Genomic DNA, 19,805 nt, shown 5'->3' on the forward strand with positions numbered 1-19,805 from the left:
GGCATTTAAACCTTAATATTAGTAATGGCGAAAGCCTTGTAGTGCGTTTAGCGAAGCCATGCCGCAGGCTTTAGCGAAGCCATGCCGCAGGCTTTGCATCTTGCTCGCTACTAATACCCAATTTAAATGCATGACAGCTTACCCAATTAATCCTAAGCCGAACTGCTACTTTCGCCCTTAACCACAGCCGCACCGATTAGATGAGCTAAACGCAACGCTTCAGGAACTTTGCCACAATCCGTTACGCGCTCTAGAACCGATGCGATAACTTGGGGATTCGCACCACAAACCTGAAAAAAGAAAGGGGGATAAGAATGAATGGTTCCAGCGCGTTGGAGGAGATGGAGACGCTGTTCAGGTTGAGGTAATCGATGAATTGCCTGTTTGACTGCTTCTACATTAGGCATACGCCGCATCAGAGACACACAGGGAAGACTCAGGCGATCGCAAAGCTGGGGCAAGTCTATCAAATTAAAGCCACCAAAACCAATACCATCCAGCAGTAAAACATGCAGTTGAGGTAAAAACTTCCGCCCAACTAATAGCTGAACAATCCTATCCGTCGCATCCCAGCCATCTCGTTCCACCTCTCCCCAAACCATCCCCTCAAAGCGCGTTCCTGCACAAACCACTCCCGCAATGGACACGTTGGCGCTGGCATGACGAGAAAACGGTGCGTCGTCAAAGCCAATGACGCGAATGACGCGATTGAGTCGCACAAGATCATCAAGTTCCATAGAGTGCCATTGAGCCAACCAATATCAATTGTACGGGTACTGCCGTTTTCTTTTGTCCGACTACTTATTAGGAATGACAAAGGACAAAGGACAAAGGACAAATGACAAATGACAAATGACAAATGACTATGACCAAAGACCTCGCTTGCCATTCGGCATAATTGTTGCCCAATTCGTTTTAGCTAAAGCTAACTGTTCCTCCGTAATTTTGGCATTGGCAAGATTCGCGCCACAGAGATTTGCCCCCTTAAGATTGGCATGATTCAGATAAGCAAAACTTAAATCTGCCCCGCGTAAATCTGCCCCCTCTAAATCCGAATTGCTCAAATAAGCCCGTCCTAAATTGGCATCTCGCAAATTTGCCCGAGTTAAGCTTGCCTGACCAAAATCAGCACTGGATAAATCAGCACCTTGTAAATTAATGCGAGTTAACTTGGACTGGTAAAAAATCCCGCCAGATAAATCCGATTTTTGTAAATCCAACCCACTTAAATCATGGGAAGCAAAATCTCTCCGACCTTTCATATATGCCGTTAACACACCATTAGCATCAAGTTTTTTTGGTCTACTGGTAGCAAAACTTTGGCTCGATGGTATATTCCCTGTATGAATTTCTGTCACTGACCTAGATATAAATTGACTGCGGGGATTACTATTACCCATGGTGTTGGGAGAACCCGGACGACTACGTTCCCGCCGTTCACGACGCTTACGAATCGCCGCCGCTAACTTCTGGGTCGCCGATGAAGGAGAGGAAGGAGAACTGGGTGAGTCTACCTCTTGAACTTCGGTGGAATTGCCATTTGTATTTGTATTCGATAGCCCAGAGGTCGGCATTGCCATTCCTTGAACCAAACTATCAAAATAAGGTTCTAAGTCTAGCGCTCTGAGAATCTCTTCTGCCGTTTGATAGCGATGACGAACAGAAGCCTCCAGCATTTTTTTCAACACAGTCGCAAAATGATCGCTGACTTGCACAGATTTACGCCAGACCATTTCACCGGTTGAGGGATTGTAATCTAAATCTTTTGGCGATTTTCCGGTGAGTAAATACACGCTAGTTACGCCGAGAGCATAAATATCACTGGCATAAACGGGTCGCAATGCCATTTGTTCCGGCGGAGCAAAACCGGGAGTCCCAATGGCAAAATTTGTCAAGGCGGTTTGATCAGAGGTACTGGCAACGGCGGCTTGGTTGACTTCATCTTTAACCGCACCAAAGTCAATCAAGACCAGTTTTCGGTCTTGCTCTCGTCGAATTAAATTAGCCGGTTTGATATCCCGGTGGATCACCTCTTGGCTATGGATATATTTAATCAGGGGGAGAACTTCACTCAGAAATTGCTTGACTCCGGCTTCTGAGAGGGGACCACATTGTCTAATTTCTTGCTGTAACGTGAGTCCACTAATATACTCCTGTACCAAATAAAACTGCTGATTGTCTTGAAAAAAATCCAACAGTCGGGGAACTTGCGGATGATTGCCAATCTTGCCGAGGGTTCTGGCTTCTCGCTCAAATAGCTTTTGAGCCATTTCCAGAACCTGTGATGTGGTTGTTGCGGGACGAAGTTGTTTAATGACGCAACTGGGATTGCCAGGAAGAGACTCATCTCTGGCTAAAAACGTAGCGCCAAATCCGCCTTGACCTAGGGTTTTTAGCACACGATAGCGATTTCGCAACATAATAGGATGACCACACGCCTGACAGCTAGTGACGTGCAGCGGATTTTTGGGCTGAGGACAGTCAGGATTTAGGCAGTAGCTCATTCAGCATCACCAATGGGGCGTTTGTCCGGGCTAGGACGAAAGCTTTCTCAATTGTGATCGAAGCACCCGGCTTATCTATTAAGATCTATAGTTGACTTTAGTGGGAAACGCACCGCCGAATGCACCCTCGCTTTGGTAAGCCTTGGTAAGCAATCTTATCTATCTACAGGATATCTTAATTTACCCTGTCGTTTAGGCACAGATGCCCAAATAACGCACTGATTTGAGTCTTTTTTGGATAAAGTCTTGATAAAGATTGTCTTCTGTTTGTGAAGAATTGGTAAAGTGTGGCAAGCCGGGGAAGCAATGTAGAGACGTGCCATGGCACGTCTGGGAGCTGGGGGAGCTGGGGGAGCTGGGAGACAAAATTTCTATAACCCATTACCCTATTGCATAAGACACACCGAGCGTGTTACCGAGCGAAGTCGAGGTAAGTCGAGGTGTTGCCTATTGCCTAAGCTGTCATGCATTTAAATTGGGTATTAGTAGCGAGCAAGATGCTCGCACTACAAGGCTTTTGCCGTTATTGATATTAAGGTTTAAATGCCGAACAGCTTATTGCCTATTGCCTATTGCCTATTGCCTATTGCCTATTGCCTATTGCCTATTGCCTATTGCCTGTTCCCTGACGAATGACAAATGACGAATAACAAATCGGGTATAGTGAGATCAACAGTAACGGAACTGCATCTAAGCTGAGGTCGGTAAAAGCAAGAAATTAATGCGTATCTCTTTAAATTGGCTGCGGGAACTGGTGGATGTGACCCTAGCTCCCCAAGAAATTGCGGAAATTCTCACCAATGCTGGATTTGAGGTCGAGGATATTGAGGATCAGCGAGAGTTAGCCGATGGCGTAGTTGTGGGGAAGGTTATGGATGTTCAACCCCACCCTAATGCCGATAAGCTGAGAGTCACTCAAGTTGATATTGGAGACGCCAATGAGCCAGTCACCATTGTCTGTGGCGCGGCTAATGTCCGGGCAGAGGCTTATGTCCCTGTAGCAACGGTAGGCACTTACCTGCCCACGGTTGATTTGAAAATTCGCTCCTCGAAACTGCGGGGAGTGCGTTCGGAAGGGATGATTTGTTCCTTGGCAGAAGTTGGCTTGGAAAAAGAGTCGGAAGGAATTCACATCTTTGAGGCACAGACGCTACAAGTGGGAAGTGATGCTCGTCCTCTCCTGGGACTTACGGATGTGATCCTGGATTTGACCGCAACGGCGAATCGGGCGGATGCGTTGAGTATGGTTGGAGTGGCTCGTGAAGTCGCCGCCCTGACAGGTGCATCTTTGAACCTGCCAAAAACGCCAGAGTTGACGATTCCTCAAGGTACGGGTGGGTTGACGTTGAAAATTTCTGACCCGAAAGCTTGTCCTGCTTATATCGGTACCGTGATTGAAGGCGTGAAAATTCAACCATCGCCAACCTGGTTAAAACAGCGTTTACAAGCCGCCGGGGTGCGACCAATTAATAATGTTGTGGATATTACCAACTATATTCTGTTGGAATGGGGTCAGCCGCTCCACGCCTTTGACCGCGATCGCTTACAACAAGTAGCAGGTGACACATCTTTAAGCATTGGGGTTCGTTTTGCTAAGGGAGAGGAATCATTAACCACTTTAGATGGTCAATCCCGCACCCTTCAATCCCAAACTCTCCTAATTACCGCCAATGATCGCCCTGTAGCGCTGGGAGGAGTGATGGGTGGTGAGGAAACCGAAGTCCATGAGGGAACAGAGAATTTGGTTCTAGAAGCCGCCCTGTTTGAACCCGTCGCCATTCGTCGTTCCGCCCGCTCTCAAAGCTTACGCACGGAAGCATCCACCCGTTACGAACGGGGCGTCAATCAAGCGGAATTAGGCATCGCGGCTAAACGAGCGATCGCGTTAATCCAGGAACTCGCCCAGGGTAAGCCGATTGTCCAAGAAGTAGCCGATACCCGCCCTGATCCAGAGAGTTGGGTGCGCTCGATTGAGTTACGCCTAGAACGGGTGAATCAGGTATTAGGTCCAGTGGATTTGGGGGATGAGATTGGAGACATTCAGCCCGATGATGTTGAACGCATTCTCACGGCGTTGGGATGTCAACTGGAGTCCGTGGAATCCGACGAGGCGATGAAATGGATTGTCACCGTTCCCCCTTACCGCTACCGAGACTTAGAACGGGAAATCGACCTGATTGAAGAAGTTGCCCGTCTCTACGGCTATGATAAGTTTTGTGAAGATTTACCCCCGAAAACTGAACCGGGTTATCTATCGATTGACCAGGTGTTAATCCGCAAGATTCGGGAAACCTTCCGTGCGGCGGGATTAACGGAATTGCTGCAATATTCTCTGGTTAAACCGGAAGAGAAAGGGGAGCAAATTAGCCTATCAAATCCTCTATTTGTGGAATATTCTACCCTGCGGACGGATTTACTCTCAGGATTAATCGAAGTCGCCCAGTACAACCTCGAACAAGGGAATGGCGTATTAAACGGGTTTGAAATCGGGCGAATTTTCTGGCGCGACGAAGACGGATTTGCTGAGGGCGATCGCGTGGCGGGAATTTTGGGTGGTGATCCCAGCCGGGGGAAATGGACGAGAGGCGGACAAGATGCGCCGATGAGTTGGTATGAAGCGAAGGGAATCATCGAAAGCTTGTTTGAACGCTTAGGATTAACCGTGGAATACCAACCCGATCGCCAGGATTCGCGCCTGCATCCAGGGCGTACCGCTTCCTTATGGATACAAGGCGATCGCTTGGGCAGATTTGGGCAACTCCATCCCCAACTTCGAGCAGAATTGAGTTTACCCGATGAAATCTATGGGTTTGAGTTAGACCTAGATGTCATGTTAAATGCTCTTGTCCAAGATGAAAACTTGACGCCGAGATTTTCCGTCTACTCGACGTTTCCAGCCGCCGACAGAGATATTGCCTTCTTTGTACCCGATACTGTCTCAGTCGCCGACATTCAACGCACCACTCAACAAGCCGCCGGAAGCCTATTGGAATCGGTGCAATTATTTGATGAATATCGCGGGGAACGAGTGCCAGAAGGACAGCGTAGTCTGGCTTTCCGGCTGATCTATCGCGCAGGCGATCGCACGCTGAAGGACAAAGAAGTGGAATCCGCCCACCAGAAGGTTCGAGACGCCTTATTAGAAAAATTTGGTGTTAGCCTGAGAAGTTAAGTTGTCATTTGTCATTTGTCATTTGTTCACAGTTGACTTGTTATGCCCAAATACGTAATGTGGGGAAGCTACTGTGAGGACGTATTAGAAAAACGCGCTCCTCATCGCCAAGCACATCTGGATGGTTTAACTCAGCAAAAAGAATCAGGCGTATTAATCACGATTGGTCCAACCAAAGACTTGACCAAAGTGTTTGGTATTTATGAAGCTGAAGATGAAGCCACCGTGCGCCAATCGATTGAGGCTGATCCCTATTGGCAAAATGGAATTTGGACAGAGTACGATGTGAAAGAATGGATTCAGGCATTTTAGGGTAAGTAGGTGGACACAATTAAAGTTAGCGGTGGAGATTAGGGAACAGGGAACAGTAAGGGTTTGAGGCTTGTTTACATAACTTGATCTAGTTAAGTTGATTTCCACCAACCTACTTAGCCGCGACGTGAGTCCAGAAAACCCATAAAATCTTTGACAGCAGTTTCTGCTAGGATTTTCCATTGTTCTATCGGTTGACATCCTCACTTAAAACTTAGTATATGCGCTTTCCTTAGCAGGCTCCATGGCTCAACCCACAAGTTTCAGGACATAAGGTTGTATCAAGATCGCTTTGCTTTACATTTGTTCATGGGTTGATCGGGACTTCATCTGCAACCCATGGAAAGCTGAACAAAAAAATGACAAACTTGACCAGAGTAAGCAACAACTCGCCTAAACTCATTATTGGGGAGATTAAGCAAATTCTGGTAAAGGTTAGAGAACACCCTCAATTCCACCCCAAACCAAGGGAGTGAGTCTGTCTTATGGCTTTCTCCCTAGCAGAGGGGGAAGTCTTACAGGATTTGAGTGCAGGTGCATTGAATGGATAGAGGTACAAATGAGCGATCGCAACAAGTCCTACGAACAACTCATGGCAGAAGTGGCATTACTACGCCGACAAGTGATTAAACTGAAAATGACTAAAATGGCGTTTGATGCCCAACATCAGCTCATGAGAACCTTTGCCACAACCTTGCAAGCGGCGAGGGGGACACTGATGGTTAGAGCAATGTTGCAACAAATTGTGACCATTGGCACTAAGCTAACTCGTGCGGAATCCAGTAGTTTGTTCTTACTTGATGCCCATGGCGTTGTCACCGAAAGTATTCTAGCTCGTGGTGCGACGCTACGAGGACAAAAGCAACGGCTGATTGGTCAAGTATTGGATAAAGGGTTAGCGGGTTGGGTTTATCGTCACCGCAAACTTGGACTCATTACTGATACGATCGAGGACGAGCGTTGGTTGACCTTACCCAATCAACCTTACACCGTTCGCTCCGCCCTTGGCGTTCCGATTTTAATGGGTAAAGAAGTCTTAGGAATTCTCACATTAACTCACTCCCAACCCGGACATTTTAGCCCGGAATCGGCTCATCTAATGCAAATCACAGCAGAATCCATGGCATTGGTGCTTGACAATGCTCGACTCTATCATGAACGTCAGCAGCAAGAACTGGACTTAGAATTAAAGCAGGCTCAACAGAAAACAACCGCTCAATCTCGTCAAAGTGTAACTCAATCCTTCAGCGAGAAAGAATTTTCCAGAATTGGCATGTATATCCTGTTTGGGGAAGGGAATTTTCTATACGTTAATCCCAGATTAGCCGAAACTTTTGGCTATACTTTTGGAGAACTGATCTCATTAGAATCGGTTCTTGAACTCGTATGTTTAGACAATCGTAAGTTTGTTGAACAACAAATCTATAGCTGCATTCAGGGTCAAACTAAGAATCTGTACTGTCGATTCAAAGGACAGCGTAAAGATAGGAGTTTGATTAATGTGGAAGTTTATGGAAACCGAACTAAACTTTACGGTCGGTTTGTTATCATCGGGGCACTCCGCGTAATTTGACTATAATAAAAAATCGCTATGGGTTAAAACAATCTATGTAAATACAGCCTCAAATCATCATTAACCCCAGCTTTATGGTTGTTTTAAAAAAATAATAACACTTTAATAGTTGAATAAATCATGACTCAACCTCAAGCCATAAAAACTTTGCTCGAATCAGTGGCTGCTGGCGAAACAAGTCCGGCAGTTGCTTTAGATAAACTGAAACATTTTCCCTTTGAGTCCGTTAGTAACTTTGCTAAAGTTGACCATCATCGCACCTTGAGAACAGGTTTCCCAGAGGTAATATGGGGTTTAGGTAAAACACCTGACCAAATTGCTCAAATTATGGCAGCAATGCGACAACGTAATTCAGTGGTGATGGCAACTCGCATTGATCCTGATGTGTTTGCCCAACTCCAAGTTACAGTCCCTGATATCCACTATTATCCCACTGCCCGGATTTGTGCGATCGCGCCGGAAACGATTCCATCCAATTTTCCAGGAACGATAGGGATTATTTGTGCAGGAACCTCTGACTTATGGGTTGCTGAAGAAGCAGCAGTGACGGCTCAACTGTGTGGATTTCAGGTACAGCGTCTCTGGGATGTGGGTGTAGCGGGACTCCACCGCTTGCTGAGTCATCAACAGGTTATTGCTGAAGCCAATGTGCTGATTGTCGTAGCCGGGATGGAAGGAGCGTTACCTAGCGTTGTTGCGGGTTTAGCTGATTCTCCAGTTATTGCAGTTCCTACGAGCATCGGCTACGGTGCAAGTTTTGGCGGACTTGCTCCTCTTTTAACCATGCTTAATTCTTGTGCGCCAGGAGTAGGTGTTGTGAATATTGATAACGGTTTTGGTGCGGCAATTCTAGCGGGTCAAATTCTGCGGACGGCGCAGAAGTTATTGAGGGAATAGTGAACAGGGAACAGGGAACAGGGAACAGGGAACAGGGAACAAAAAAATGCGTTTACTGTTACAATTAAGGCTTTGAGTAAAAACTTGCACCAATAAACCTAAATCTTAATTAAGGAAAATTTCAAACTAATTCCTTGAACACTAAAGTTTAGCTTATCCTAATTAAAGTCTTGAATAGGTTTTCCAAAATAGAGTTTGATAGTAGGTTATTCTGATCAGTAGAGGTATCGCTAGCTGAGCCTAACTTTGACATTAACGTCATCAACCCATACCCTGTGATCTGTTCCCACACCGGATAAACTCTGATGGATGCCATCACTATATTATTATTGATTAGCGGCTTTGTTTTGTTGATCGCCGGAGCCGAAATTCTGGTACGAGGAGCATCCAAATTAGCTGTAGCGGCTGGACTTTCACCCCTAGTTGTCGGATTAACGGTTGTTGCCTATGGCACCAGCGCTCCGGAATTAGCCGTATCTGTACAGTCTAGCTACGCGGGACAAGCAGACATTGCCATTGGTAACGTTGTTGGCAGCAACATTGCCAATATTTTGCTAATTCTAGGCAGTTCCGCCGCCGTTGCTCCGCTGATTGTCTCGCGACAGTTGGTGCGACTTGATGCGCCTGTAATGACTGGAGTATCGTTGCTGGTGTGGTTAATGGGGTGGGATGGTAAACTGAGTCGGGGGGATGGGATTTTCTTGGTTATGGGAGCGATCGCTTACACTCTATTTACCCTCTACCAAGGACGTAGGGAAAGCCAAGCCCAAGAAGACTCCTCAGAAAGCAGTAATCAGCGCTCTCGCCGAGGGATATATCAGATCTTACTCAACCTAGGCTTAATTCTTGTCGGTATAGGAATGTTGGTAGTGGGGTCAAACTACCTTATTCAAGGTTCTGTCGATATCGCCCAAGCGCTTGGAATTAGCGAATTGATTATTGGTTTAACCATTGTTGCTGCTGGAACTTCGCTACCAGAAATTGCCACGTCAGTTGCTGCGGGTATTCGAGGGGAACGGGATATTGCCGTTGGAAATGCTGTTGGCAGTAATATTTTTAATCTCCTATTGGTATTGGGGGTGTGCAGTATTGTTGCGCCTGACGGCATCGCTGTATCAATGCCTGCTTTAAATTTTGACATTCCGGTCATGATTGCTGTTGCTGTCGCTTGCTTGCCAATTTTCTTTACTGGCTATTGTATTGCTCGCTGGGAGGGAATTCTATTTCTGGCATACTATGTTGCTTATACGATGTATTTGTTTCTTAACGCCACTGAACATGATGCGTTGGAGGAATTTAGCACGATCATGCTCCTGTTTGTTATGCCGTTGACTCTCATAACACTGCTTATTCTGGCGATTCGTTCCTTCCGCAAAACTTGATACTTAACGGGAGAAGTGTTGAGCTGATCTCCTCTGCTCCCAGACGCGCCATGGCGCGTCTCTACCCTGCACCGCCGCCCGCCGCACTGCACTAGCTGCGCCAATCCGGGAATTTACCTTGAAGACAAGCCGCGATTTCCGGTGTCCACTGTTCTTCTATGGTCATTAGCCATTCCTCGAACTTATCATCTGTAGCTAAGTGTGCAGTCTGGTATTGTAATTTAAGGAAGGCTTTTTGAGTTTGGGTCAATTTGGAGGATTGGAATTGATGTAATTGTGAAGACATAACTGGAATCGAACTTAATCAATCGTTATATCAATTGTCATCCGCCACAATGCTGATCGTAAACAGCATTTTTACGGATTTTTCAAGAACATTTGTGGAGGAGTTTACAGAATTGTTGATAGGTAAAATTTCGCAACCTGTTCAACTTAATGTTTACTGTCAAGGTCAAGGCTTTCCAATTCTCTGCCTGCACGGTCATCCGGGATCGGGGCTTTGTATGTCGGTTTTTACCGACTACCTATCTCAACGATTCCAAACCTTGTCTCCTGACTTGCGAGGATATGGTCGCAGTCGTACAGTAGAAGCGTTTGAGATGAACGACCATCTGATAGATTTAGAACGGGTACTGAATCGTTTTCAGATCAATCGTTGTTTGGTTCTTGGCTGGTCTCTAGGGGGAATTCTCGCTATGGAATTAGCGCTAAGGCTACCTGAGAGAGTGAGTGGTTTAATTTTGATCGCCACAGCCGCGCGACCTAGAGGAAACCATCCTGCGATCGCGTGGCAGGATAATCTCTATACTGGGATCGCTTCTATCTTGAATCGCGTCTCTCCAGGATGGCGGTGGAATATTGAAACCTTTGGCAAGCGATCGCTCTATCGCTATCTCATCCAAAACCATAGTGCAACGGCTTACCAGTATTTAGCACAGGAAGCCTTAGTCGCTTATCTCCAAACCTCTAAGGCGGCGACTGATGCCCTTAACCAAGCATTGAAAGCAAGATACAATAGACTGGCTGACCTAGAACAAATTCTATGTCCCTGTCTGGTATTAGCGGGAGAAGCGGATCGCCACATTACCGCTCAATCGAGTCAAGAAACGGCTCAACACCTACAAGAATCTGAGTGGCGTTGTTATCCTCATACAGCTCACCTGTTTCCGTGGGAAATTCCCAATCAGGTACTCCGTGATATTGATGATTGGATTCAACGCCACCCTCAAGTTGTTGATCTCAAGGGGTGAAAAGAACCTTAAAAAAGGGATCGGGTATATATTTCTCCCCCAGCTTCCCCAGCTTCCTCAGCTTCCCCAGCTTCCCCAGCTCCCCCAGCTTCCCAACACCTGACACGACGTTCTAGGAAAGGTTTCCACTGAACACTGGTATTTTCGCACTAACCTTGAACTCTTCTGATTCTTCATCAAAAATTGTCAGGTTAGTCGGTTTGCAGCGCATGACATTTACAGAAATCCCTTGAGCGCCTTCATTTTCTAAATCTTCAATATATCCCCCTTGAGCGGATTCGGCTTCCTGTTTGCTGGAGAATGGACCGAAATAGTAAGTGCATTGGGGATCATCTGTGACAATTTCTACCCAAAACGCCAAGCCTAAAAATTGGAGACTGTTGATCAAAACTTCTTTCATGTTCATTACCTACGTCGATGGGATGCTATGTGGTCTTGTTAATTTCCAGTTGTTTACATTTTGTTATACTACTTTACGTTTCCTTTTTCCAAGAATTTTTGCTGAGATCATCAAGATACAGGGGATTGACCCAACGCTGACGATAGGTTTCATACAACGTCATGGCGGCGGCAACAGAAGCGTTAAGGCTAGGAGTCTTGCCATACAAGGGAATCGAAACCAACACATCACAGCAGCGTTGAGTCAAGAGGCTTAGACCACTACCTTCTGAACCAATAACTAATACTATCGATCCATTTAAGTCAACGGTGTGTAGTAGTTTACCAGCGTCAGCACAAGTCCCATAAATCCAAAACCCAGCGGTTTTCAGTTCCTCCAATGCACGACTAAGATTGACCACTCTGGCAATGGGCAAGGTTTCTAATGCGCCTGCTGCTACTTTCAGCACGGTGGAAGTAACGCCTACGGCTCGTCGTTGGGGAATCACTAAACCTTGAGCGCCCAAGGCTTCCGCAGTACGAATAATAGCACCTAAATTGTGGGGATCAGTAATCCCATCACAAACGACGATCACAGGGTATTGACTGGTGGATTTGGCAGCTTTAATTAAATCCCCTAATTCTTTGTAAGAGTAAGGTGCTACTTGAGCCGCCACACCTTGATGATTAGCCCCTTGAGTAACTTGGCTGAGGCGTCGCGAATCGACTTCATCAATCACTGTACCATTGGCTTTAGCTTGCAGCAGTAATGAGTGAAAGCGGTGATCGTAGCGTAACTGCGGTAGAATCCACACCCGATTAAGCTGACGTTGATTTTCCAGGGCGGCTAGGACAGGGTGGCGTCCATAAAGTAAGTCAACATCTTCTGACAAAGTGGACTCAGATTCCGTTGGTTCTGGCGGCGACGGTTGGGGATCATAGCGACGTTTTAGAACAGGTTTATCCGGGGAGCGTTGATCCCTGGAGAATTTACCTTTAGAGGAGGGACGGCGTTGGTCACGTTGAAACTTCCCTCGCTTTGGCTTGCTAGAGGTGTTAGAGCGGCGATCTTGATTAGCCATAATTTAATTAAATAAAGTGTGCTGATGATTTAAGGGGTATCGAGTTCCAAATAAGCCAATAACTGAGTCAGGCGTTGGGGATCAGTTAGATACAGATATCCCAGTAATGTTTCTAAGCTGGTGGCTTGTTGATAGATTTTGCGATTGAGGCGTCGTGAAGTTCCGGTCGCCGCATTCCGTCCACGTCGCAATAGTGCCAATTCGGGTTCAGTGAGATAAGGTTCGAGCGATCGCAGCGTATTCGCTTGACTTTCGGCGCGGACTTGAGCCACTACTTGATCATGATAATCACATAAACGTTTAGGGGGAAGTAAATAGTGACGGCGGATATAGAGTTCATACACAGCATCTCCCAGATAAGCCAACGCCGCCGGTGAGATTTGTTGGATTTGGCATTGGGGATCGGCAGCAGTATTCAATTGCCGAAATCGGGCTTCTGTGCCAGAAAGGGCTGAGTTATTGTCTACGCTGTTTGCCGTCTCTTCCTGCTGCTCCATAAAACTCGGACGAAATGAAAGGCAGTTTAAATGCCCGCCCCTATTTTATCGTAAAAGGCTCCAGGGCAAATAACGGGAAATCCCCTGCCAGACTGTCAGGGGATGAGTGCCACAGTTTTCCTGTGTTCAATTATTTTTTGACGTTATCCAAGGCTTCATCAACCGATGGTTGAAGTGAGAGAAATTTTTCTAGACGCACTAGCTTCACTGTTTGAGTCACACGGGCATTGGTGACAATTTGCAATTTTCCCTCAGCCGTTTGAGCCTTTTTCGCTATACGCACTAAAGCGCCTAAGCCCGAACTATCCACAAAATCGATCTTTGAGAGATCCAAAATAATATTTTTCGGTCCCTCATCGACACATTTACCAATCACCTTCCCAAACGTTGGTTCTGAGAAGGCATCTAACAATCCAGTCAGACGGAAAAGTTGATAATTACTTTTGACCTCACGAGTCCCTCTTAAGCTGACTGTCAGGTTGAGTTGCTCAGGAATAACACCCTCCTAGCTGTACTTACACTAAACGATTCAACATGGGTTGGTGATTTACCAGCGATTAAGCTATTCGATAGTATAGCGAGAAGTTTACGGATCATCCACATAGAGCATGGTGGGCATGGAAATAACCCACCTTCTACCCCTTGCCTTCTACCTTCTGCAAGTAGGGGCTTCAAGTAGGGGTTTTGTGCGATCGCATGGATTCGACAAACTGATCAAACAAGTAGTCGGCATCATGAGGACCCGGACTCGCTTCTGGATGGTACTGCACCGAGAAAAATGGTAGCGTTTTATGACGCAATCCTGCCACAGTCCGGTCATTCAGGTTGAGGTGCGTAATTTCCACATCCGCCCCTAAGGACTCAGAATTAATAGCAAATCCATGGTTTTGGCTGGTAATTTCTACCCGTTGCTTTAACCCAGCCGGGTGATTTAGCCCACGATGTCCAAATTTTAGCTTAAAGGTTTCAGCACCCATGGAAAGACCTAAGATCTGGTGTCCCATGCAGATGCCAAACAGGGGTTTTTCCTGTGCTAACAAGGCTTTGGTCGTTTCAATCCCGTCCCTCACCGCCGCTGGATCACCCGGTCCGTTGGAGAGGAAAATTCCATCGGGGTTGTACTTGAGAATGTCTTCCGGGGACGTATCCGCAGGTACTACGATCACGCGACAACCATAGCTGGCTAAACGCCGCAGAATATTGCGTTTGATGCCAAAATCGATCGCCACTACCGTTAAGGGTTCACCCGCCGCCGATTCTGCCGAGGGACGAAACTCCCAATGATTATCCGTGGTTTCAGACCACTCGTAAACCGCTTTGGTGGTCACTTCCTGCACCAGATTTAACCCTGCCATATTCGGCGCGGCTTGCACTTGTTCCAGCAATTCGTCCGGATCAAGAATTTCTGTGGAAATACCGCCATTCATTGCCCCGGTTGAGCGCAGTTTGCGAGTCAGCGCCCTCGTATCAATCCCGTAAATTCCGGGAATCTTGTGTTCCTTGAGGTAATCGGGGAAAGACTGGGTTGATCGCCAATTACTGGGACGCCAACAAATGTTTCGGGCGATCGCGCCCCGGATCTGAGGATGGGTTGATTCTTCATCCTCTGGGTTAACCCCCGTGTTTCCCAGTTCGGGATAGGTGAACGTGACAATCTGACCACAGTAGCTGGGATCGGTTGCCACTTCTTGATACCCTGTCATGGCGGTGTTAAAGACAACTTCTCCAATCGCCGTACCTGAAGCGCCGAAAGACCAACCCGGGTAGGATGTTCCATCCGCTAGTACCAGAAGCGCTGGTGTAGCTGCTGAAATAGGCATAAGCAGTGTGTTGTTAATGGTTGGTTGATTTTTATTCTAAGAGTAAGATAACTCGAATACTCAACTGAGGCGCTATTATCCCATGGCAATGGAAATACTGGCGAGGATGGGTAGCAGCGATCGTGAAAATTCCCCCGACTGAATCAGTCTGGGGGAAGGAAGCTATGAGGAAATTTGAAGGGAAATAAGCATTACTAGGGCGTCGATTTCACCTGGATGGTTGAAATGTTAACCGCCTTCACCGTAATGCCACCTACACCAAACGGTTAATGAATGGATGGAGGTTACTAGAGTGTGACTTTTATAATCGTGGATTGCCCACCGCCTGAGCAAGATCAGTTGTCGTCTGCCTTCGGATCAGTAAAATTGATCTTGATTTTTTAGCCATCATGAGATAAGAGGTAAAGGCTAAATCATCCGTCATAATAAAAATAAATCGCTCAACATATTCGCGGGAATCCTCGCCCTCAACTCTCGTAGGGCGAGGAGGGATAGCGGGATGCCGGAATAATGGAGGCATCCCATTTTTTACGCTACACATAAGCCGTTATTTCTCTTAATTAACTCGACTTTGCTAGGAGCAAACTGCCCAATCCGTTTCCAGGTATAGTCACAAACAGAGATATTTTTGGTCTTTTTGGTATCGGTAAACCCGCCAACGTAACCGATGTAGATTTTTCCGGCTTTCTCTGCTCTAACCAAATCACCGATCCTTAGACCAAACGGAGTGATTGTCCCGCCCTTACGTTTCCTTTTCCCTGACTTATCCGGTACTTCAAAGTGTAATTGACGGCGGAAAAAGCCATACTCTTTTCCCCGCTTCACCGCACCAGGGCGGGTGATGATTTTAAACGGAGAGGAAGTGACGTTAACGCTACCCCTGTGGGTGTAACCGTATGAGTTAGAGCCAGTGAACGGGACATATCTGACAAAATACCCGCAAGCCAACGTCACCCCATCAACTGCATGGGTTTCCGGTTTGGCTATGGACTTGTTAATCTTGTCCTTCTCTAACCCTAGCTGGGTTCGGAGTTGGGATGTACCGTTCCCATCCTTTTGCCAACCTTCGCGGACATAGACGGGGGCGATTGTTTCCATTTGGGATATTGCCCAATTCTGACCTGTCATCACTGGGGAGAAGCCCTTGCCCGATTTGGCACGTTTGCGTTTGGTCTGATCTACATCAGCCTTGACCCGCTCATAACCAATCGCCGTCACCGGGAAGATAGCCGCTAATTCCATAACTGTCCGCAACTCCAGTTGCCGTGAGGCTTTAATGGATGGGGGAAGTTTACACTGTTTGCGGTTATCGAACTTGCATTGCCGATGGTTCCGTTGCTTGAATGGAACATCCCGGTTAATCCGCCGTCCCCGCCGTCCCCGTCGTAACATGGCACGGGTTTCCATCCGTTTCTTCACCCGTCCAAACGGGAGGATAAGGTGTAGTTGTAGCAGAGTGCATTTAGCCGACTGAACACCGACACCGGAGTAAGACTTGCCCGGATCGACTCCAACGGTAATGGGCTGCACTTCCTCAGCCGATGATGATCTGGTGAGTTGGACGTAATAGACTCCTAGGTCTGACCATTTTCCCACTGCTCTACCAACATTCACCCACCGTCTAGCCCTGGATGGTTTGGTGGGCATTAAAGGTTTTCCTTCTTTACTGACTACTGGAACACGATTCATAGATATAATCCACTCGTGTAAATGTTTACGTCTCTTAAGGCATTGATAGGGGTGTGTCCTGGAATTACCCAGTGCCTAGAGATTCCTAGACCTACATAGAGTCCGAACTAGAGAAACGTTCGGAAGTGATTATCCCCTACCAACTCATGCCCTATTCATGACTTCCTGGCAAGTTCCCTCTGCCAATCCCTAACCTCAACGAAGTAGGTTAGGGTTCATGAAGAGCTTTTTGAGCCTATGTCATCTTGCGATCGCGTCGTCATTCTGTTTATTTCTGGCACCTTAGCCTTAACCACAGGGGCTTGTAGCCGTTTGGAGTCCTCAGGGCGTATGGAGGATTCCTCGCAACCCATTGTTACCTCGACAACGCCCAGGGTTTCCCCTCAACCCTCGACACCTCCGGAATCGGCAGAAACTGAGACACAGCCAACTGCGACAGAACTTTATAAACAAGCGCTAGATGCTGCCTATAGTGCGGCGACGATTAGTCAATCGGCTCAATCGTTTGATGATTGGCAGTTAGTGATCAGCCGTTGGCAAGAGGCGATCGCGCTTTTAGAATCAGTGTCATCGTCTAGTCCCAACTATGCGATCGCGCAATCGAAAATCACTGAATATAAACGCAATCTTAACATTGCCCAACAACAAGCCACTCGTCCTCGTCTCCCTGATCCTGAACCCCTCAGTGTCGCCACCAAAACAGTTACGAAATCCCCGGATTCCTCAGACACAGATCAGGCAAATCCGGCGACATCCGAGAACCCGTTACCGGGAAATAGAGAAACTGCCAAAATCGTTAAAGCGCCAATCAAGCAGCGAATTGGTCAAACCCCCGTGATTGAAGTAACCTTTAATGGCGAACAGACCTTTAACATGGTTGTTGATACAGGGGCAAGTGGTACAGTCATTACTCAAGTCATGGCGCAGCGTCTGGGTGTAGTTCCAGAGGGTGAAATTACTGCCGATACAGCTAGTGCTAAGGGGGTTAAATTTGCCATTGGTCAAGTTAAATCTATCGCTGTCGGAGAAGCCGTTCAACAGAATATAAAAGTCGCGATTGGGGGTGTGGATTTAGAGGTAGGATTATTGGGTCAAGACTTCTATAGTCACTATGATGTGGTAATTCGAGAAAATGTTGTCGAATTTCACCACCGTTAAGAATAAACCTCTAGCTTTTGAGCTTAATCCTTGCTTCTATTATGTCCGCCTTATTGGTATAAACGTGTTACCTAGTACCCAACAGTTGAGGTAATTTTGTCAGGTCTACATTGCCACCGCTAATAATCACGCCGATTCGCTTTCCGGGTGCGGTGATTTGTCCTTCGAGTAAAGCAGCGGCGGCGAGTGTGCCTGTGGGTTCAACGACAATTTTTAGGCGTTCCCATAAGAAGGTGAGGGTGCGACGAATGGCATCTTCGGAGACAGTGATCATGTCATCGACGTAATTGAGGACTAAGGGAAAGGTAAACTGACCCAAAGATGGGGTACGAGCGCCATCAGCAATGGTATCTGGGTTATGGCATTTATGGAGGGTTTTGCTGTAAAAAGAGCGGGTAGCATCATCAGCGCGTTCGGGTTCGACGCCAATCACTCGGCAATTAGGGAATAAGGTTTTGGCGGTAATCGCACAGCCGGAGAGTAAACCACCGCCACCACAACAGACGAGTAAGATATCCAGTTGACCGATTTGTTCAATCAGTTCTTTGGCAACGGTACCTTGTCCGGCGATAATATCAGGGTGGTCGTAGGGTGGGATAATCGTCAGATGTCGTTCGGCGGCTAGTTTTTTGGCGAGTTCCTCTCGGATGGTTTCTGCTGGTTCATAGAGGATCACTTCAGCGCCATAACCACGAGTTGCCGCTAGCTTGACATCTGGGGCATTTTCTGGCATGACAATGGTTGTCGGAATGTTGAGCAATTGACAGGATAGGGCGATCGCTTGGGCGTGGTTTCCGGATGAGTAGGTGATTACACCCCTTTGTTTCTGGGCAGTTGAGAGTTGAGATAGGGCGTTAAATGCACCACGAAATTTAAAGGAACCTGTGCGTTGGAAGTTCTCACATTTGAAGAAGGCTTGAGCTTGGGTACGTTGGTTGACGGTGGTGGAGGTGAGAACGGGTGTAATATGAGCGTGGGTTCTCAAGCGCTTAACAGCGGCTTCGATGTCGGTGTAGGTAACGGGTAATGTTTTATTGTTCATTATCAATCAAGACAGCCAGTTGAGTAAATCCTCACGGGTATTAAAATCCCACAGTGCTTCTCCTAAACGTTCTAAATCTGGGGGCGTCAAGGCTTTAATTGATGCGATCGCGTCAGCAGGTATTTCTCCAAAACGACGCTCAATCTGTCGCAATAGTAAAGCTCTTTCGCCTTTTGTGATTCCCTCTATTATTCCCTCTTCTATTCCTTCCCTTTTGGCTAGACTCAATTCCCCTCGCCTGTCCTCCAATAATATTTCTTCTTTTTGGATTTCTTCCAACTCTTCAACACTCAAACTAGCTTGATTCGCTATAGTTAGGGCTTTTTCAATTTGGGGTACTTCTCTCAGGTTTTCAGGAATGATTTCTAAGTTAGACGTTTCTTTGATAAAGTAGATCCACTTATCGATTACTGTCTCCAACTCTTCCAGCTTCTTCGTGAATTTTGGGAGTTCCACAAACACTAGCTTTAACTCATGCTCCTGATAGGCAAAGTGTTCGACGGCTTCTTGAAAGTAAAAACAGTTAATTACTTTTTCCGTTGATGAGAATAATTTAAAGTCAGTGATGGTTAAAGCAATGACCGGATTTAGATAAGAATATCCCTGTCCCGACTTGACCTGATTGGTGTAGGTTTTACACAAGTTATAAATGACTCGTTTTTGAAAGGCTTCAACATTCCAAAGTTGCATTTCAATAATTACAGTTGTTTGATCGGCTAATACTGCCTTAACATCCAGATAACTATCTTTTAAATCGACCACATTGCCAGGATTATAGGGTTCGATAATTTCTAAGTCCTGGATGACGTAATTACCGCAGTATATCATGGCATTGAGGAAGGAAATTAGAATGTCCTTACTCTCGTTTGAGCCAAAGATTTTCTTGAACGCAAAGTCAGTTTTTGGACTGATGAATCTCATCGGTTTAGCCCGGTTTTGCTGAGTTGTTTGTTAAGGTCTTTATTTTGAGGATAACTCAATTCATGGGAATTGACTGGTTTTGGATGGGTTGAGTCCTACTTTATTTCTAATGATCTCTAATTTTTGGG

At 46.6% G+C, this 19,805-nt stretch carries 18 protein-coding genes; 7 read left to right on the forward strand and 11 right to left on the reverse strand.

Going from position 1 to position 19,805, the window contains the following annotated elements:
* Positions 1-152: 152 nt before the first annotated feature.
* Together RH949_RS14960 and RH949_RS14965 are read right to left on the reverse strand one after the other, a co-directional pair.
* Positions 153-737: an endonuclease dU gene (locus RH949_RS14960; protein WP_006102172.1), complete on the reverse strand. Its 585-nt coding sequence runs from the start codon at positions 735-737 to the stop codon at positions 153-155.
* A gap of 126 nt (positions 738-863) precedes the next feature.
* Positions 864-2,504 (reverse strand): serine/threonine-protein kinase, encoded by a 1,641-nt coding sequence (locus tag RH949_RS14965; protein ID WP_006102275.1) that lies wholly within the window; start codon positions 2,502-2,504, stop codon positions 864-866.
* A gap of 721 nt (positions 2,505-3,225) precedes the next feature.
* On the opposite strand from RH949_RS14965, the gene pheT reads away from it, so the two are divergent.
* The 5 genes from pheT to RH949_RS14990 all read left to right on the forward strand — a co-directional run bounded on the left by pheT (position 3,226) and on the right by RH949_RS14990 (position 9,840).
* On the forward strand, positions 3,226-5,676 hold the full coding sequence (pheT, locus tag RH949_RS14970; protein WP_446354159.1) for a phenylalanine--tRNA ligase subunit beta: 2,451 nt from the start codon (positions 3,226-3,228) through the stop codon (positions 5,674-5,676).
* Between the two features lie 42 nt (positions 5,677-5,718).
* Positions 5,719-5,988 carry a YciI family protein gene (locus tag RH949_RS14975; RefSeq protein WP_446354161.1) on the forward strand — a complete coding sequence of 90 codons (270 nt, stop codon included), beginning with the start codon at positions 5,719-5,721 and terminating at the stop codon, positions 5,986-5,988.
* 559 nt (positions 5,989-6,547) lie between these two features.
* Entirely contained in the window at positions 6,548-7,561 is a 1,014-nt protein-coding gene (locus tag RH949_RS14980; protein ID WP_006102212.1) for a GAF domain-containing protein, read from the forward strand.
* Positions 7,562-7,681: 120 nt separating this feature from the next.
* The gene (gene larB, locus RH949_RS14985) at positions 7,682-8,458 is read left to right on the forward strand and encodes a nickel pincer cofactor biosynthesis protein LarB (protein ID WP_006102191.1); all 777 of its coding nucleotides are present in this window, start codon (positions 7,682-7,684) and stop codon (positions 8,456-8,458) included.
* A gap of 305 nt (positions 8,459-8,763) precedes the next feature.
* Positions 8,764-9,840 carry a calcium/sodium antiporter gene (locus tag RH949_RS14990; RefSeq protein ID WP_446354164.1) on the forward strand — a complete coding sequence of 359 codons (1,077 nt, stop codon included), beginning with the start codon at positions 8,764-8,766 and terminating at the stop codon, positions 9,838-9,840.
* Between the two features lie 91 nt (positions 9,841-9,931).
* Here RH949_RS14990 and RH949_RS14995 read toward each other — a convergent pair whose 3' ends face one another.
* Positions 9,932-10,126 (reverse strand): hypothetical protein, encoded by a 195-nt coding sequence (locus RH949_RS14995; protein WP_006102340.1) that lies wholly within the window; start codon positions 10,124-10,126, stop codon positions 9,932-9,934.
* Positions 10,127-10,220: 94 nt separating this feature from the next.
* On the opposite strand from RH949_RS14995, the gene RH949_RS15000 reads away from it, so the two are divergent.
* Entirely contained in the window at positions 10,221-11,090 is an 870-nt protein-coding gene (locus RH949_RS15000) for an alpha/beta fold hydrolase (RefSeq protein WP_446354221.1), read from the forward strand.
* Between the two features lie 112 nt (positions 11,091-11,202).
* Here RH949_RS15000 and RH949_RS15005 read toward each other — a convergent pair whose 3' ends face one another.
* The 6 genes from RH949_RS15005 to RH949_RS15030 all read right to left on the reverse strand — a co-directional run bounded on the left by RH949_RS15005 (position 11,203) and on the right by RH949_RS15030 (position 16,556).
* Positions 11,203-11,490, reverse strand: coding sequence for a DUF1816 domain-containing protein (locus RH949_RS15005; RefSeq protein WP_446354166.1), 288 nt, complete (start codon positions 11,488-11,490; stop codon positions 11,203-11,205).
* Between the two features lie 73 nt (positions 11,491-11,563).
* Complete coding sequence (rlmB, locus tag RH949_RS15010) at positions 11,564-12,550, reverse strand: 23S rRNA (guanosine(2251)-2'-O)-methyltransferase RlmB (protein ID WP_446354168.1); 987 nt, start codon at positions 12,548-12,550, stop codon at positions 11,564-11,566.
* A 29-nt stretch (positions 12,551-12,579) separates the two neighbouring features.
* Positions 12,580-13,047: a Mini-ribonuclease 3 gene (locus tag RH949_RS15015; RefSeq protein WP_006102210.1), complete on the reverse strand. Its 468-nt coding sequence runs from the start codon at positions 13,045-13,047 to the stop codon at positions 12,580-12,582.
* Between the two features lie 130 nt (positions 13,048-13,177).
* The gene (locus RH949_RS15020) at positions 13,178-13,543 is read right to left on the reverse strand and encodes an STAS domain-containing protein (protein ID WP_071777234.1); all 366 of its coding nucleotides are present in this window, start codon (positions 13,541-13,543) and stop codon (positions 13,178-13,180) included.
* Positions 13,544-13,718: 175 nt separating this feature from the next.
* Complete coding sequence (carA, locus tag RH949_RS15025) at positions 13,719-14,867, reverse strand: glutamine-hydrolyzing carbamoyl-phosphate synthase small subunit (protein ID WP_006102225.1); 1,149 nt, start codon at positions 14,865-14,867, stop codon at positions 13,719-13,721.
* 528 nt (positions 14,868-15,395) lie between these two features.
* Complete coding sequence (locus RH949_RS15030) at positions 15,396-16,556, reverse strand: RRXRR domain-containing protein (protein WP_044208160.1); 1,161 nt, start codon at positions 16,554-16,556, stop codon at positions 15,396-15,398.
* Positions 16,557-16,793: 237 nt separating this feature from the next.
* Here RH949_RS15030 and RH949_RS15035 point away from each other — a divergent pair, with 237 nt between their 5' ends.
* Positions 16,794-17,714: a retropepsin-like aspartic protease family protein gene (locus RH949_RS15035; RefSeq protein ID WP_006102296.1), complete on the forward strand. Its 921-nt coding sequence runs from the start codon at positions 16,794-16,796 to the stop codon at positions 17,712-17,714.
* 67 nt (positions 17,715-17,781) lie between these two features.
* Here RH949_RS15035 and RH949_RS15040 read toward each other — a convergent pair whose 3' ends face one another.
* Together RH949_RS15040 and RH949_RS15045 are read right to left on the reverse strand one after the other, a co-directional pair.
* Positions 17,782-18,756: a threo-3-hydroxy-L-aspartate ammonia-lyase gene (locus RH949_RS15040; protein WP_006102143.1), complete on the reverse strand. Its 975-nt coding sequence runs from the start codon at positions 18,754-18,756 to the stop codon at positions 17,782-17,784.
* A gap of 6 nt (positions 18,757-18,762) precedes the next feature.
* Positions 18,763-19,677 (reverse strand): Rpn family recombination-promoting nuclease/putative transposase, encoded by a 915-nt coding sequence (locus RH949_RS15045; RefSeq protein WP_006102183.1) that lies wholly within the window; start codon positions 19,675-19,677, stop codon positions 18,763-18,765.
* Between the last annotated feature and the right edge of the window lie 128 nt (positions 19,678-19,805).

Origin of the sequence: Coleofasciculus sp. A1-SPW-01 (assembly GCF_040217205.1) — a bacterium.
Classification (GTDB): Bacteria; Cyanobacteriota; Cyanobacteriia; order Cyanobacteriales; family Coleofasciculaceae; genus Coleofasciculus; species Coleofasciculus chthonoplastes_A.